The organism is Litchfieldella rifensis (assembly GCF_042646605.1).
In the GTDB taxonomy this organism is placed as follows: domain Bacteria; phylum Pseudomonadota; class Gammaproteobacteria; order Pseudomonadales; family Halomonadaceae; genus Litchfieldella; species Litchfieldella rifensis.
The window spans coordinates 398,740-414,619 of record NZ_JBHRUG010000027.1 but is presented as its reverse complement, the minus strand read 5'-3'; the positions used below and the strand labels follow the sequence as shown (position 1 = coordinate 414,619).

Below are 15,880 nucleotides of genomic sequence, written 5' to 3'. Positions count from 1 at the left end.
TCCCCGGCGGAGCGCTTCGTGGCCGAAACCGAGGCACTGCAAGCCCTCCCGGCGACTGACTTCGACACCCGCTATCACGATCTCCGCCAGGTCGGCTGGGACGGCTATATCGAAGTGCGGGGCAACCGCTACAGCGTGCCGGACGCCCACTGCGGCCAGGCGGTGATCATTCGCCTGAGTCTCGATGACGAGTTGACGGTCTACACCCCGGCCGGCGAGGCCATTGCCCAGCATCGCCTCCAGGCCCCTCAAGCCGGCTGGCGCAGCGTACCGGAGCACCATGCCGCCCTGTGGCAGCAGACCCTGGCCGTGCAGCAGCGTGACCTGCGGGTCTACGAGGAGGTGCTGTGATGGCCCTGGAACAGCTTCTCAGTCGCCTGAAGATGGAACATCTCCAGGCTTCGCTCGACAGCCTCTGCGAGCACGCCAGCAAGCAGGACCTGAACTACCGTGAGTTCCTCGAGCAGGCCCTGGCCCAGGAATGGGGCGGGCGCCACCAGAAGGGCCTGGAGTCGCGGCTGAAACAGGCGCGGCTGCCGTGGATCAAGACCCTCGAGCAGTTCGACTTCAGCTTCCAGCCCAGCATCGACCACAAGATCGTGCGTGACTTGGCCGGCCTGGGCTTCGTCGAGCGTGGCGAAAACGTGGTGCTGCTCGGCCCGCCGGGCGTCGGAAAGACCCATATCGCCGTAGCGCTTGGGGTGAAAGCCGCCGAAGCCGGCCACCGCGTGCTGTTCATGACCCTGGATCGGCTGGTGAGCACCTTGGTGCGCTCCCGCCAAGAGAACCGCCTGGATCGGCAACTCCAGCAGCTGACCTATCCCAAGGTGCTGGTGCTCGACGAGATGGGCTACCTGCCGATGACCCGTGAGGAAGCCAGTCTGTTCTTTCGGCTGATCAACCGGCGCTACGAGCGAGCCAGCACCATCCTGACCTCGAACAAGTCGTTCATGGACTGGGGCGAGATCTTCGGGGATCAGGTGATTGCCACGGCGATCCTGGATCGGCTGCTGCACCATTCGACGACCCTGAACATCAAGGGCGAGAGCTACCGATTGAAGGACAAACGACGAGCCGGCCTGGTAACGACGCCCACTGCGAAGGAGGACGACACCTCACACGACCCTGAAGCTGTTCCGATGAAAGAGCACTGATGAAAACCGGACAATCCGAATTGATGAAAAACGGACAACCTTCAGTGATGTTGACACTGTTGGAAGACAGCGGGAGAACCGGTCAATCCGCCGGACGGCAAGCCAGTCGAATGTACCAGCTGTAGCCAATTGCTGGCGACTGACCAGTCCCGAGAGAGCCTTGCAGGAAACGATTTTGTGTCGACACAGCCAGTCATTGTTCCGACATGCGGGACTCCGGAAAACGCCCTCTCTCAGGAAACATGAGATCAAAATTGCTGGCTAGTAGTTGTATTTCCCTTTGATTATCACCCGCCCCATCAATTATAGAATAGATGGAGATGTCAAGGGTAAGTGCCAAATGCTTGAGTCGCTTGTACATTGGCAACTTTTTCTGCTTGGCGGCAAGAAACACTGCCTCCTTCAAGATTTGGCCAAGATTTTTTCCTGACCGATACAGGCTGAGCTTAACGGCTTCCTCATAACAGGGCAGTGCCCTCTGAAAATCTCCGGCCAGAATATGCCAACGACCCGATAGCCATTCCGTAAAGTAGACACCTACCCCGTATTGATCCTGATCTTCCTGCAGTTTTCGAAACTGCTCCAGCGCCAGGCGGGTGCGCTCCATGTCACCCTGGCTCTTGGAAGACTTCAGCTTGAGATCTTCGAAAAGAAGCAATCCCGACATGCAGACAGACTGAAGCCTGTTCCCGGAGGCAATGTTGATGTGCGACAGCACCAGGCCAATATCAACAGGGGGAGCATCCGCCAGGACCTCGCGGAATATGAGACGACGCAGCTCAGCGTGGGACTCGGCACGCGCCTCGAAGAAGGCCAGGGCCCGAGCGGTAATCAGCCACTCGATGAACACACCGGCAAGCGACTTGCGCTCCGGAAAACTCTCCTGCAACTCCCTCTGCAACCGCGCGATACTTACCAGAGAAGGCAACGGCTCCCCCTCTCTCCAACGCTTCAGATATTCTCGATAGTTTTTGTTCTCCCCTACCGACTCAGGATAAAGCCTGATGCCCAGCTGTCCCGATGCAACCCCCAACTCCTGCTCCAGCCACGTGAACACCACGTCTATAGGATTCCGGTCCGTGTCCAGCAACAGATTCAGATTCGGACCGGAGATGCCTTGAGACAGGTTCAATAGAAAGGATGCTGCTCGCGGTGCATAGCATTTCTCTATCAGAACCGGCAGGGTATCGGCACGGGTTAGAGCATCTACCGAGATATTCCTGACCATGCCGATGTATTCTTCATGCATGACTTCGACCGTTGCCATCACATAATCGGCGAATTCATCACTGCTTTTGTCTCGCAGGGGCCTGGAAATCAATCGCTGCTGCAGAACGGGTATCTTGCGCCAGTCATAGTCTCCCTCCCTGGCTAGACGATCCACATCCCTGTCACCTCCCTTCGTACCCAGCGCATTGGACAGCAAACGATAGCATTCGCCCAGACGGGGAAATGGGGGCAGGAAATCGTTGTGTGCGGGGCTGGTCATTGTCGGTTTCCTGAATTGGTTGAATCGGAGCGTGAGCGTCCCTGCTCGTGAAACGAATCCTGTCCGGATCAACAGCTATCGTTTCGGTCCCTGACCACGATTACCGCCGGACTTGTGCCCGCTCTTCTTGCTCGGCCAGTTGCCACCCGGAAAACTGGTTGCATGTACTTTATGTCGATTCCCGGAGGAATCACTCGATTTCCTGTCTTCCCGGTGCCCTGTCCTGTTGTGTGTCTGACGCTCGCGGGAACTGCTGGGATGGTTCTGCATGTGGAGTCTCCTTTCAGAATTAAAGTAGCCGAGTTGGCTACAATGACCACGATAGGAGAAGCGTTCCCGGGAATCGGCGCGAGATTGGTCAATTTTTTTCCAACAGTGGAAGACGGACTGACAAAACGGAGATGCGATGTGACATGTCAATCTGGTCTCCTCCCGTCTGCAGCTGCTTACCGGCCGGCCGTCATGATGGTGAAATCATGCCCGGTTACAGACCGGGTGATGATCAGGCACTCCGGTATAGTCTCCCATCCGGCCTTTGGAGTCCTTTTTCACTCACGCTCAACCGTCGTGGGGTAGCTTGCTGATCTCGTCGCAGGTCAAGCGGAGATGCCTACTAGCACGAGAACCCAGGACCCTTCATCCAGGCGAATTCAGCTCGCACTATCGATCATGGCCTGGCGCTGCGCGTCCTCGAGGCCCGATGTCAGGTCCGCATATAGGCGTGCATAGAGGTTTAGTGCCCAGGGTTGGCCTCCCATGAGCCCCAGCACCCCAAGGGTGGTTGCCCCCGGCTCGAGCGTCCAGTGTCAACGTCACTGAAGGCTGTCCGCATTTCATCAGTTCAGATTGTCCGTATATGGACTCCTCCTCGTTTGCCAGCATGATGTTCCAAGATGGGAGGTACGACTGCTCACGTATATCCGGTCTTTGAATGATGCCTTTCTCGATAGGCATCTGACCCAAATGGGCTATTCGCACGTCGGCTCCCAATCGTTTTTTCGAGTTCTTCCACTCTGCGGACAACAAGGGGTATTCCGACGTCGGTTCGACCTGTTCGCCATCTCACAGCATGCTAAGCAATCGTGGTGGTGGGTTCGCTCACGGCACATCGTGTGATACGTCGATGCTCTCAAGTCCAACTGCGCTGTCTCAGCCAGCCGCCAGTGCTGGATCATAGGCGGCCTTATGGCGTGAGATCGCCCAAGCGATGCGCGCCGTCTTATTGGCGAGCGCCACGGTAGCCACATTGGCATGTTTGCGTGCCGCCAGGGCTTGGAGCCAATGGCTCAGACCATCATCCTTGCCCTGTACGTGCCGAAGGACAGTTCTCGCGCCATGTACCAGTAGTTTGCGTAGGTAACTATCACCTCGCTTGCTGATCCCCAGTAGGCGATCGCGACCACCGGTACTGTGTTGCCGTGGTATTAGGCCAAGTGAAGCGGCAAAATCACGACCGCACTTGAATGCTTGACCATCGCCTAGGGCACTAGCCAAGGCACTGGCAGTGAGAGGCCCGACGCCACGCAGCATCAACAGCCGCTTGGCAAGGGGGTCTTCATGAACGCGTTGCTCGATCCTCTCCGTCAAGGATGTGATGCGGTCATCCAGATAGCGCAAGTCCTCCGCCAGCAGCATACGGAATTCATCGCTGAGGCCATTCTCAGCATCTTCCAGCCAGCGTGGCAGTGCAAGGCGTAACTGATGGATGCCAGTGGGCGCGACCAGACCATACTCACCCACCAGGCCACGGATCTGATTGACCTTGGCGGTCCGCTGACTGACCAGTTCTTCTCGGACGCGGTGGGCGGCTTGGATATCCTGTTGGGCCACAGTTTTCACCGCCACGAAGCGCATCTGGGGACGACCCATGGCTTCGCAAATTGCCTCAGCATCCACACGGTCGTTCTTGTGGCTTTTGACATAAGGCTTCACAAACTGGGCCGCGATCAGCCTCACGATATAGCCACGCTTCTGTAGCTCGCGTGCCCAGTGGTGGGAAGCGGAGCAAGCCTCCATCCCAATCGCAGCACCAGCCGGGACACGTTTACATAATGCATCCAGCCACTTCTGTCGTGAGTACTTGCCCTGCCACTGCACTTGGTCATGACGATCAACACCATGCACGTGAAACACCGACTTGGCGATATCGACTCCGACACGGATAATGTTCATCAGGGCTTCTCCTCATCCACATGATGGTTGGATCTTCACACCCACCATTTTGGCGCAATGACGCCGGAGTGGGGTGAGGAGGAGTCCATCCCATTGTTTTTGTCAGTCCTCTTACATCGGAACAGCTTCAGGCTCGTGTGAGGTCTCGTCCTCCTTCGGGGTGGGGGTGGTCACCAGGCCGGCTCGCCGCTTGTCTTTCAGCCGGTAGCTCTCGCCCTTGATGTTCAGGGTCGTCGAGTGGTGCAGCAGCCGATCCAGGATCGCCGTAGATGACCAGTGCTCCCAGGGGCACCGCGGCGAGACGAGTCCAGACGCTCCATGGGTGGGCATGGCGACGCCACATATCGGCATTGCGGGAGAGAAAGGGGCTCATGGAGATTTCGGGCTTCCTTGTTCTGGCATGGTGATCCGGGAGCGAATACGGGAATTTCATTACTACAGACCAACTTACGGTTGCCCTAACTAATAAAGAAGCGGCTGCAGCATTAGGCGAAGCTGCATCGGTGCAGCTTGAGCGCGAAGGTTACGTCTCGCCTTGAACAGTCGTGCATGAATCATGAACGAAGGTAGAGGAGGAAGAAGAGACAATAGATCCGTTTAGCGGGTCAAGAAGGTTGCCAGGTTGTATCAGGCTGGCACCTGACGGATTGAAATACGGTGAAGACATGAGGGAAATTGGAGGAGGAACTCGTAACCCACTGATCGGAAAAGAGATGTATTTGTGGCAAATGAACTTTTTCACAAAAGTGCAAAAAGCATTTGCAGTTCTACGCCTTACTGTTAAGGATGAAAATCAGGTGATCACCTACAAAATACTGTTCTATAAAGAGAAGCAGGAAATCATTGTTGAAATAATGAAGCAATTCAGTATTGCGCAACAGAATCTACCGTTGCGGTAAAGACTCAACCGTTGCGCAACCAAAAGTTGAAATTTCAACCCTAAGTTGACTCGACATTTTTTCTGGAAAACCCTGGAATTATCCGCTAAAACAGAAGAAGCCCCCGGGGCTGCAACCCCAGAGGCTTCGATTGTCCACCTAACAGCTACGAAAGGAGACATCATGAATCATAGCGCACTACGTCCGGGCGACCAACCTGAGCTTCCTGTAATCTCCGAGCTAATTGAGGCGTCGGGCGGTCTCGTTGCTTGCGCAGGGAGAGTTCACAATGACAAGCATCGACCGATTTTCAATGCAGCGGCGTATAACCTTAGCCTGCACGCTGCCTGTGTGCGCCTTGTCGCTGATCGGCTGAATGGGGCCCAAGGAAAGGCAAGCGAGGCTCTGTTGCGCGACTTGGCGATCTCTAAGTCTGATTCCTGCGCACCTCCCGAGGTTCTACTCGACGAATATGTGTCGTGCCATCTTGCGAGAGCTTCGGCTGCGCTGGGTGTGCTGAGGGCTGTTTACCAGGATAACGCCAGCCAGCTAAGCCAGTATGTTAGCAGCGCCCTCTTCGTTGCCATCCATTGGATCGAATGCGCCAGGCGATGTATTAAGGAGTGGATTCTGCACCGTCGAGCTACTTGAGTACCCATGGCTGCCCTCTGCGAGGCGGCCTTATTGAAACCTTCAGACGATCTGGTCTTCTACTCTGCTTTTTGTTCTGCGCACATCGGCTCACTGACATCATGCATCCTCTTGATTAGCTATGTATGCGAGCCCGGCTTCCAGTAGTCGTTGCTCATGAAGTCGCCGTGAGCCTTTTCGCCCTTAGGGGTTGCCACCACCCTCACGGTTTTCGGGTAAGTCCCTTCCCCTTGATCCGCCCTTCCCTTGCGGCCTTTTGCCGTTTGGGGCGGCCCTTTGGATGCCACTCCGGCCACGGTCCGGTAGATCGTGTTCGCTGCGTGAGTGAGGGAGTCCCATGCGGACTTGGCTTTCATGCGAGATAAGGACTCCACATTCTTCAGGTAGTGCCTACCTTGGATCAGGGATCGGATGATGTATGGAGTGGAATCCAAGAAGGGGCCACGAGGTCATCGAGAGGCGTGAATGGGCGTCACTGCGTATCTCTCAGGTATATCGGCGATATCAGATGGAGGGGGGTCACCTGTCGCTGGCAAGTTTACGGTGGCCTGCTGGTGACATCTCACGTGTTCCTGTGGCCAGGGCAATGAGGGCCGACATGTCCAGGATATGAACTTCTCGACCTGTCACTGAGATCATCCCCTTTCGCTGAAAACGGCCCACGGTTCGACTGATGGTTTCCACCGCCAATCCCAGGTAGTGGGCGATATCGGTCCGGGTCATGGGAAGCCGGAAGCGATAGGCGGAATAGCCTTGGCGGTGGAACCGCTCTGACAGATTCCAGAGGAAGAAGGCCAGGCGCTCATCGGAGGTCTTCCCCAGCAGCAGCCCTAGCAGCCGATGATCGCTTCGCAGTTCCTTGCTGATGCAGCCATAGAGGTAGTGGCGTAACTTGGGGTCACTCTCGGCCAAGGCATCAAGCCGATGAAACGGGAATTCGCAAACCGTGCTGGTTTCCAGCGTGATAAGCGAGCCCGGATAGTAGGGATCGTCGATACCATCCAGACCCACCAATTCACCGGGCAAGTAGAAATTGGTCAACTGGGTACCCCTCTCCTCCTGGATCACTTGCTTGAGGCTACCCGAGCGCACCATGAAAATGCTGGTGAAGGGATCCCCTGACGAACCAGGCTCTTCCCTTTTCTCAGCGCTCCGTGAAAACGGATCGTGTCATCGATGGTCGCAACATCCTCGCCATCCAGCGCATCGTGAACCCTGTGTACAAGTTCGGCAGCGGACTACAGTAAACGGATAGCATTGGTGGTCAGTGGCTCGGAAAGACATGATCATCCCTGGGGCACCGTGCTTCCCGCATTGTGAGGCTGGAGAACGACCAAGGGACGCACAATGAGAAAATTCGATTATTACTTAATTAGACTTAGCACAATGATGCGCAATTGCTTTCGCTTCAGTCAACCATTTTCATGCGCCACGTTTTGTTACTAATTGGCAATATTTATATACGGCAAATGTTCTGAATATTGGTTGTCATTCTTGAGAATAATCTATATAAGCGGGCATTGGATTATCTCCGTAATACTCACGCTGTTGCTTAAGGATAACAAATGAAGAAGGATGAACTGATCGAGAGAGTGTCGATGAAAGCAGGACTGAGCAAGGCCCAGGCAAGTCGAGCACTCGAGGCCATGACCACCTCCGTGGCCAAGACACTGCAACAGGGAGACTCCGTGTCATTGATCGGTTTCGGAACGTTCCAAGTGAGTCAGCGTGCTGCGCGCAGGGGACGTAATCCGCAGACGGGGGCGGAAATCGTCATCCCTGCGTCAAAGAGCCCGACGTTCAAGGCGGGTAAAGGGTTGAAAGACGCGGTGAAGTGATCCCGCTAGCCGGTACTTGCCGGCCATCTTTTCAAAGCTGTCTGTCCAGCAGCGAACAGATGAGTGATGACGGAGCCTGCAGATAACCTGTCGGGGCTTGCGGTATTCATCTAGGTGCCCACACAACAGCAGGTGGGTACCTAAAGTCATGAAATCAGATCGCAGGCCTCGACCTGCCCGGGGCCCAGGTCGGGTTCCTGGTGAATATCCTGGGGTAGTAGAAGTATCAGCGAGGCCCTTACTCAGCGCTCGTTTCCATCGCTGTCAGCTTCTCCACACGTCGGCGAAACTCCTCATCAGTGGAGAACTCCGCCTCGAGAAAGGCCTTGATCAAGTCATTGGCGAGCCAGGCGCCGACTATCTGGGCGCCGATGCACATCACATTGACATCATCGTGCTCCACGCACTGGTGGGCCGAGTGAATGTCGTGGCACACCGCCGCCCGGATGCCTTTCACCTTGTTGGCGGCAATCGAGGCCCCCACGCCGGTACCGCAGACCATCAGCCCACGATCCGCTTGGCCGGACATCACAAGGGATGTCACATCCTTTGCGATATCGGGAAAGTCCACGGGCTGATCATCATGGGAGCCGACGTCGACCACCTCGTGGCCCAGGGATTCGATGTAGGCAACGACGGTGGCTTTCAGCGGGAAGCCCGCGTGATCCGAACCAACAACGATTTTCATGGCAACTCCAGCATAGACAGGTGGGAACTCGTGTTAGCGCAGCAGGCCCGGCAACCACAGCACCATATCGGAGGCAAAGGTGATGATCGCCAGGGTCATGAACAGCGGCACGTAGAACGGCATCAGGGCCTTGAGCAACTGCCGCAAACTGATATTGGCAATTGACGAGATCAGATAGAGCGATAGTCCCATCGGCGGGGTTAGCAGACCGATCATCAGGTTGAAGATGGCGACGATGCCAAGATGTACCGGATCGACACCGGCCAGAACCATGGGCGGCGCGATCACCGGCACCACCAACAGGGTCGCGGTAGTCGAATCCAGGAACATCCCCACCACAAAGAAGATCAAGTTGGCGATCAGCAACAGCACCAGAGGGTCGGTCGAGATCTGCAGAATGAAGGCGGCGAAGGTCTGGGGGATCTGCTCTACCGCCAGTATCCACCCGAACAGGGATGCCGCCGCGACAATGATCAGGATGGCGCTGGTGCTTCTGAGAGTGGCCTGCATGGCTGACCACAAGTGCGACCAGGTCAGCTCCTTGTAGATAAAACCACTGATCAGCAGAACATAACCCGCGGTGACGGCTGCCGCCTCCGTTGGTGTAAAGAACCCCAGCATCATTCCGGCAATCATTAGCACCGGCGCCAGCAGCGCTGGCAAGGCAGGCAGCAGCGACGCTACCACCTCTCGAAGGTTCGGCCACCGCGGCGAGCGCGGCATGTCCGAGCGCATTGCCAGCACAGCCGCGGTGGCCATCAGCAAAGCCACGCAAATCAGCGCAGGCACGATGCCGGCGATCAGCAGCTGGATGATCGACACACTGGTAACAGAGCCATAGACGATCAGCGGAATACTTGGTGGGAAAATGGGACCCACGACTGCAGAAGAGGCGGTGACCGCCGCGGAGAAAGGCATCGCGAAGCCACGCTTGCGCATGGCTTCGATCTCGATCTTGCCAAGCCCACCCACGTCGGCCAGGGCAGCACCGGACATGCCAGAAAAGATCAAACTTGAGAAGATATTCACTTGGGCCAGGCCACCAGGAGCACGCCCCACCAGAGTATCGGCGAAACGAAAGATGCGATCGGTCACTCCCGAGAGATTCATTAGGTTGCCGACGAAGATAAAAATCGGCACCGCCACCAAGGGGAAACTGTCAAGAGCATAGGTGATCCGCTGCCCCAAAAGGCCTAGCGGAAACCCTTCTACCAATATGTAGACGATGCCGGGCAGCAGGATGGCGTAGACCACCGGAAAGCCAAGAAGAAAGAGGGCCAGAAAAGCCAGGATAAGCGCCATTCCCATTTACGAAGCCTCCGGCCGATGGTCGAGAGGTTCCTGGGGACAGCGGCGACGGAGCCGCAGAATGTGCTGCAGGCAAGCCACGAAGAACCCCACCGCGGTGGAGCCAAGGAAGATCCAAAACGGAATCTTTAGCGTCGGGGTGGCGTTGTTAAGGTTGTCGAAGATGGTGGTGAAGGTGGCATAGGCCACAAACCCGCTTGAAAAGGCCGCCCCCAGGAAGATGATCCCATCGAGAAGGCGTTTGAATCGGCCGGTCACGGCATCATGGAACTCGCCCATGCGAATATTCTCTCCATGACTAACCACCAGCGGATAGCTTGCGAACACCAGGTACACCAGGAGAAAGCGGGTGAACTCTTCGGCCCCCACCAAGGGCGCCGAGAATAGATCCCGCATGACTACCTGGGCCAGCGGGACGAGCACGATCCCGGCCAACAGTAGCGCACACAGTCCTTGCCATGCTTTCCTGACAATAGGCACCTGCATCTCCTCACCAAATCCTGATTCTCGGGGAGGGGCTCCCCCCCGAGCCGTGCCCTACTCCACCTGAGCGATCTGTTCGATGTAAGGCCCAAAATTGGGGAAGTCTTGGTCGATCTGAGCGCTGACCTGCTCGCGGAATGCCTCGAGATCCAAGCCATCGTCAGCGGTGATCACCGTCATGCCATGCCCTTTCAGCTCATCGACCAGCTCGCTTTCAGAGCTTCGGGCCCATTCAAGGGATTCATCGGCCTTCTTGTCGAGCACCTCGGTGATGGCGCTACACTGCTCGTCGGTGAGCGACTGCCAAGCCTTCTCGTTGACGAAGACGGCCAGCACCGAATGCATATGCCCCGTCAGCGCCACATGAGATTGCACTTCATAAAGCTTGTTGGCAGCGATCATGGTCAGTGGGTTTTCTTGCCCCACCACGAGCCCGGTCATGAGCGCTGTCGGCAGTTCGGATACCGCCACCGGGGTAGGGTTGGCGCCGAAGCCCTTGACCATGGAGATCCACAGATCCAGCGGCACCGCACGGAACGGTTTGCCTGCTAGATCCGCCGGCAACTTGACCGGGAAGTTGGACGACACGTGTCGCGCTCCGCGATAAATGCGGCCCACGATACGGACTCCGCCCTCCTCGATGAGACGCTCGTTGATTTCCTTGACAGCCGGTGTCTCGGGATCCGTTGCGGCAAGCGCGTGCGCGGCATCACGATAGATGTAGGGGGCGTTGAAGACAGCCACTTCCGGCACGATTCGAGCGAGAGACGCGAAGTCGTGGTGTCCCATGCCGATGGACCCCATGCGGATGCCATCCACCATTTCGGCGACACCGCCCAACTGGCTGGCGGGATAGACCTCTATTTCCAGATTACCCGAGGTGGCCTCATTGATCGCCGCCGCTGCCTCACTGGCAAATCGCGTTTGTAGATCACCTTCGGCGCCCACGTGGGCGTAGCGTAACATTTCTGCGGATACGCCACCGGCTGTCAGACTGACGAGCAACCCAAGGGTCAGTTGCTTGACGCTCATCTTGAGATTCATCGGACTCACCTCTCTTGTCGTTTATAATTGTCGATATCGTTCAGGGAGTTAGGAGCGGGACCGCATCCCTTCATCATCGCTCCCTGGTATAGGCGGCGATGATGCTCTTGCGGCGAAGTTCATCGCCGATGGAAAAGTGCTCACGCAAGCGCTTTACGGCCATGTCGCCGTCGCCTGCAACGATGGAGAGAAAGACTTGCCGGTGGGAGTCGATATGCGCCTCCACCACATCCGTTGAACCTAGAGTGATCTGGCGGCGCTGCACGTGACTTTTGAGCAGGAGCGCCGAGATGGCGTGATAGAGCGTCATCAGCGACTGACTGTGGCTCGCCTCGACGATGGCCAGATGGAACTGATAGTCCGCCCGCCCTCCCTGCTCGGGATCCTCCAGCGTGTCCATCAAGCGGGTGAAACAGGCCTCGATGCGAGCGATGTCGTTGTCCGTGGCCCGCTCACAGGCAAGGCGAATCGCCTGACATTCGATGGCGATGCGCGCCTGCATGATGTCATCCAGGGCGTTCTTCTCCTGAGCCAGGTAGAAGGCGAAAAAATCCGCGAGCACCTTGAAGTCGGCCTTGGCCACGAAAGTGCCCTTGCCGTGGCGGATATCGAGAACGCCCAACATGTCGAGCGAGCGCATCACTTCACGCAAAAGGGGGCGACCCACTCCGAGCTGTAGCGCCAACTCACGCTCGCTCGGCAGTCGATCACCCGGTTGCCATTCGCCACTCAGCACCCGTTCGCGAAAGACATCGAAGACCCGCTCATACCCCTTCGCGGAATCATCATCGTGGGATATAGCGTCAACCGCCATGACACCTCCTGATAGGTCTTACCACTTACGACCACTTATCTTAATCGTGAAACCAAAATTCAGAGATCTCGCCAGCCAATGCGTACGTTCTACGCAGCATTTCCGGTCTTCAATCCATAAATAGACAATAGAAGGGGGAAAGAGCGGTCAACAACGAGACTTTAGTGCCGCCTATCTGGTCTTACCAGTAGAAACCTTTGATTGGGCTTTAGCCTGGAGCGCGCGCCTCAGCCCGCGAGATGCCGGAAAGGAAGCCCACTGGTAACAGCGACTGTCAGCACGCAATCTGGGGCCAGGTTGAAAAAAGTGGCGAGCCAAAGTAGGAAGCGCAACGCCCCGCTGGAGTTACCCCGGTTCAATAGCCGGGGCACCGCTTTAACAAGAGGCTACCGCATACTGTCTCTGGAACTGCATAGGGCTGGCACGGCCAATCGCAGAGTGGCGACGGTGTGGGTTGTACCCCCTTCATGGACGCTAAGAGTAACTGTCCGCCGATCAACTCTTGTCGGTGATCACCTGCTGTGCTGCCAGTGCTTAGGCAGGAGCTCGTGGATCGCACTGGTCTTCTGTGTCGGTAGCCGGGTCAGCACACCTTTAGGGCTCGTAGCCGTTCAGCTTGGTGGACTGGATCAAGCTCATGATGTTGGCTGCGCGCCGGCCACTGCGCAGCGACCAGGCGAACAGCCAGTTCGACCGGCCTAGCGCCCACCAGCCGAGCCATGTGCGGCCGTAGATGACCAGTGCCCCGACGGGTACTGCGGCGAGACGCGTCCAGACGCTCCATGAGTGGGCATGGCAACTCCCCCCAAGCTCGAGGCATAACCCGGCGAGGTCTACTCGACCGTGGGAAGTCCACACTCAGCGAAGGTGGTCAGCTATGGCGTCAGAGGCTGTTCGCTGTCTCAGTGCTTGCCCCAGCCAGAACTCCAGAACCTCGTCATCACACGGATGGGATTGCGGTTGACCGGTTAACATAACGCGACGACTCCTGAGAAACGACACACTCAAGATAGCCTAGAATTGCTGCAACGCAACATTGAGGAAGGTGAACAACTTGGGAATGATTTGATCGAACGTATCGCCCGCGGGGCAGGACCGAGTAAAGCCCAACGGGTCATGCACGCGAAGTCGTCATGACCTGCCCCTCTAGCGGAGCCAGCACGCCATGGCCCCCTCGAACAGCGTTGTAACGCTAAACTGGTAGATACCCATTCCAACGTCAGGAGGGTGTCATGGAACAGCGATATGAAGTACGCGCCGTCTATACGTATCCGGACGAGTCCCACCCACAGGATTGGGAGGTCGTGGACTTACATAGAAATGACATCGTTTCGGTGCACAAGACTCGCGATGAGGCTAATGCAGCAGCTGCCGATCTAGAGGAACATGAAGAACATCATTGAGAACAAGGTCATCGCCATGTCCTCATAGTTGCCCCTTGATCCTCTCGAGACGCGCTCGAGCGACACCGCCGGTGGTTCGGTCGACGCCGCGTCTCCGCTTGCCGTGCGGCAACGACAGGTTTTTTCGGGAAAGGAGTCGTAATCGTGACGTCTTATTCCCAAGCAAAAAAGAAGCCCCGAAGGGCTTCAAGATAGACACAAGGAAGTTCTCAAGGAGACACGACAAATATCACGCAAGAAAGAAAAGTTGTGATCTCGGGTTAGAGATTATTCTCGAGCAACCACGCGACCATACGTGACATCAAGCCGATAAATGTCGGCTACCATAATAGGATAATATGGTTTGACGGTTTCCGAAGCCGTGAATTACCTTGCAAAAGTCGCTTTAACCAAGCGATACGGGGTCTTGCGTAGAATCCTGGAATGCTTCCGCGCAAGGCCCCTTTTCCTTGGATAAATGAGCCTGGAAATCCCCATCGGTGTTGCCGCTGTCCATGTGGTCGTCATTCGCACACTAGGCGGCCGAGACATGGCCGATATCGGTACAGGGTTCGACTTCTATGGTGGTGTGAACCAGCTCGGGGAGGCTGGCTTTCAGCTTGCTTCGATACACGTGGGGCGGCTCCGGCTTATCCGACACCAGGGCGATGATCCCCGCGTAGATCCCGGGCCCGATCGACCAGATATGCAGATCACTGATCCGGTCACTGGTGCCACTTTCCAGGATGTCGCGAACCTCAGGATCCAGCGCTCTAGCCTGCCGGTCGAGCAACACCTGGCTACTATCGCGCAGCAAGCCCCAGGACCACCGGGTCACCAGCACAGCACCGACGAGACCCATGGCCGGATCCATCCATTGCCAACCGAGATACTTGGCCGCCAGCAACGCGACGATCGCCAGGAGCGAGGTCAAGGCGTCCGCCAGGACATGGAAATAGGCCGCCCGACGGTTGTGGTCGTGTTGATGGCCGGAATGCTCAGCGTGGTGATGCCCGTGATGATGATCCTCGCCTCCGAGAATCCAGGCTGACACGCCGTTGACGGCGAGACCGATGACGGCCACGGCAATGGCCTTGTCGAACACGATATCCACGGGGTTGACGAATCGGGCCACACTCTCGATGCCCATGTAGAAGGCGAACCCGGCCAGCAACACCGCCCCGGCAAAGCCACCCAGCGCGTTGACCTTGCCGGTACCGAAGCTGAAACGATCATCGTGTGCGTGGCGGCGAGCGTAGGCATAGGCAAAGGCGGCAATGCCGAGCGCCGTTGCATGGGAGCCCATGTGCAGCCCATCGGCCAGCAGCGCAATCGAGCCGTAAAGCATCCCGGCAGCGATTTCGATGACCATGGTTACCAGGGTGAGGAGCACGACGATCCGGGTACGCTTCTCCCCGGCACGAACCTCGTCCTGATCGAAGATGTGATCGTGCTGCCAGGCACTCAGATTGTGATGATGCATGACAATCATCCCTTTTGGTTGGATAACGCGGCAAGGCTGCGCCTTGCAGGCGTTCTAACGAACCGTTCATCGATGATAGATAAACAAGGCCCACAATGGGACGCGACTACAACACGCCGAACTTCAAGGCATCATTTCACGTTGTCGTGACCGACTCCTGGAGCCATCTTTCGAACTCCCTGTGAATTACGCCGATTTCGCCAAGGGCAAGATCGTCGGCTCACCACCGGGCCTTGCGAAACTGCTGGTTGAAAAGGGCAGCGATCGGATCCAGGGCTTCCATATGATCGGCCCCCGGGCAGCCGACCTCATTCATGAGGTGGTGGTCGCCATGAACACCCCGGGGGCTAAGGCGGAGCGGGTGCGGGAACAGAATTGTGTCATGCCACCCCGCGACGGGGGTGGTGGGCGCAGTTGGACTCGAACCAGCGACCATCGGTACAGTTGACACCGGTCAGGCCTATGACGATCTCGTGATTGCGCTTCAAGGGCGGTA

General features: G+C 56.9%; 15 protein-coding genes and 2 pseudogenes. 6 read left to right on the top strand and 11 right to left on the bottom strand.

What is annotated here, in order from left to right; genetic code table 11:
- The coding region (locus ACFOEV_RS14495) for a Mu transposase domain-containing protein (RefSeq protein ID WP_449280242.1) at positions 1-351 on the top strand (351 nt) is incomplete at its 5' end.
- The gene (istB, locus tag ACFOEV_RS14490; protein ID WP_386775125.1) at positions 348-1,154 is read left to right on the top strand and encodes an IS21-like element helper ATPase IstB; all 807 of its coding nucleotides are present in this window, start codon (positions 348-350) and stop codon (positions 1,152-1,154) included. The genes ACFOEV_RS14495 and istB, both read left to right, overlap by 4 nt.
- A gap of 193 nt (positions 1,155-1,347) precedes the next feature.
- Here the strand turns inward: istB and ACFOEV_RS14485 are convergent, their stop codons facing one another.
- The 3 genes and pseudogenes from ACFOEV_RS14485 to ACFOEV_RS14475 all read right to left on the bottom strand — a co-directional run.
- On the bottom strand, positions 1,348-2,643 hold the full coding sequence (locus ACFOEV_RS14485; RefSeq protein ID WP_386775123.1) for a hypothetical protein: 1,296 nt from the start codon (positions 2,641-2,643) through the stop codon (positions 1,348-1,350).
- Between the two features lie 1,149 nt (positions 2,644-3,792).
- Positions 3,793-4,815, bottom strand: a complete 1,023-nt coding sequence (locus tag ACFOEV_RS14480) for an IS110 family transposase (protein WP_386775121.1) — start codon at positions 4,813-4,815, stop codon at positions 3,793-3,795.
- A 111-nt stretch (positions 4,816-4,926) separates the two neighbouring features.
- Positions 4,927-5,097 (bottom strand): annotated as a pseudogene (locus ACFOEV_RS14475) (ATP-binding protein); the annotation flags it as partial.
- 383 nt (positions 5,098-5,480) lie between these two features.
- Here ACFOEV_RS14475 and ACFOEV_RS14470 point away from each other — a divergent pair.
- Positions 5,481-5,714, top strand: a complete 234-nt coding sequence (locus ACFOEV_RS14470; RefSeq protein ID WP_386775119.1) for a hypothetical protein — start codon at positions 5,481-5,483, stop codon at positions 5,712-5,714.
- A 1,149-nt stretch (positions 5,715-6,863) separates the two neighbouring features.
- On the opposite strand, the gene ACFOEV_RS14465 is transcribed toward ACFOEV_RS14470, so the two are convergent.
- Positions 6,864-7,439 carry a helix-turn-helix domain-containing protein gene (locus ACFOEV_RS14465; RefSeq protein ID WP_386775117.1) on the bottom strand — a complete coding sequence of 192 codons (576 nt, stop codon included), beginning with the start codon at positions 7,437-7,439 and terminating at the stop codon, positions 6,864-6,866.
- 470 nt (positions 7,440-7,909) lie between these two features.
- On the opposite strand from ACFOEV_RS14465, the gene ACFOEV_RS14460 reads away from it, so the two are divergent.
- Positions 7,910-8,182: an HU family DNA-binding protein gene (locus ACFOEV_RS14460; protein ID WP_386775115.1), complete on the top strand. Its 273-nt coding sequence runs from the start codon at positions 7,910-7,912 to the stop codon at positions 8,180-8,182.
- A 238-nt stretch (positions 8,183-8,420) separates the two neighbouring features.
- Here ACFOEV_RS14460 and rpiB read toward each other — a convergent pair whose 3' ends face one another.
- The 6 genes and pseudogenes from rpiB to ACFOEV_RS14430 all read right to left on the bottom strand — a co-directional run.
- A complete protein-coding gene (gene rpiB / locus ACFOEV_RS14455) occupies positions 8,421-8,870 on the bottom strand; it encodes a ribose 5-phosphate isomerase B (RefSeq protein WP_386775113.1) in 450 nt (149 codons plus the stop codon).
- A gap of 33 nt (positions 8,871-8,903) precedes the next feature.
- Positions 8,904-10,178, bottom strand: a complete 1,275-nt coding sequence (locus tag ACFOEV_RS14450) for a TRAP transporter large permease (RefSeq protein ID WP_386775111.1) — start codon at positions 10,176-10,178, stop codon at positions 8,904-8,906.
- Entirely contained in the window at positions 10,179-10,658 is a 480-nt protein-coding gene (locus ACFOEV_RS14445) for a TRAP transporter small permease (protein ID WP_386775109.1), read from the bottom strand. It abuts the gene before it with no gap.
- Positions 10,659-10,715: 57 nt separating this feature from the next.
- Positions 10,716-11,705, bottom strand: coding sequence for a TRAP transporter substrate-binding protein (locus ACFOEV_RS14440; protein WP_386775107.1), 990 nt, complete (start codon positions 11,703-11,705; stop codon positions 10,716-10,718).
- Positions 11,706-11,778: 73 nt separating this feature from the next.
- Complete coding sequence (locus ACFOEV_RS14435) at positions 11,779-12,519, bottom strand: FadR/GntR family transcriptional regulator (protein WP_386775105.1); 741 nt, start codon at positions 12,517-12,519, stop codon at positions 11,779-11,781.
- Positions 12,520-13,031: 512 nt separating this feature from the next.
- Positions 13,032-13,227: pseudogene (locus tag ACFOEV_RS14430) on the bottom strand (IS66 family transposase); the annotation flags it as partial.
- 524 nt (positions 13,228-13,751) lie between these two features.
- On the opposite strand from ACFOEV_RS14430, the gene ACFOEV_RS14425 reads away from it, so the two are divergent.
- Positions 13,752-13,922, top strand: coding sequence for a hypothetical protein (locus tag ACFOEV_RS14425; RefSeq protein ID WP_386775103.1), 171 nt, complete (start codon positions 13,752-13,754; stop codon positions 13,920-13,922).
- A gap of 514 nt (positions 13,923-14,436) precedes the next feature.
- On the opposite strand, the gene dmeF is transcribed toward ACFOEV_RS14425, so the two are convergent.
- Positions 14,437-15,384, bottom strand: coding sequence for a CDF family Co(II)/Ni(II) efflux transporter DmeF (gene dmeF / locus ACFOEV_RS14420; RefSeq protein WP_386775101.1), 948 nt, complete (start codon positions 15,382-15,384; stop codon positions 14,437-14,439).
- A gap of 181 nt (positions 15,385-15,565) precedes the next feature.
- Here dmeF and ACFOEV_RS14415 point away from each other — a divergent pair, with 181 nt between their 5' ends.
- Positions 15,566-15,832 carry a hypothetical protein gene (locus ACFOEV_RS14415; RefSeq protein ID WP_386775099.1) on the top strand — a complete coding sequence of 89 codons (267 nt, stop codon included), beginning with the start codon at positions 15,566-15,568 and terminating at the stop codon, positions 15,830-15,832.
- The last annotated feature ends 48 nt before the right edge of the window (positions 15,833-15,880 follow it).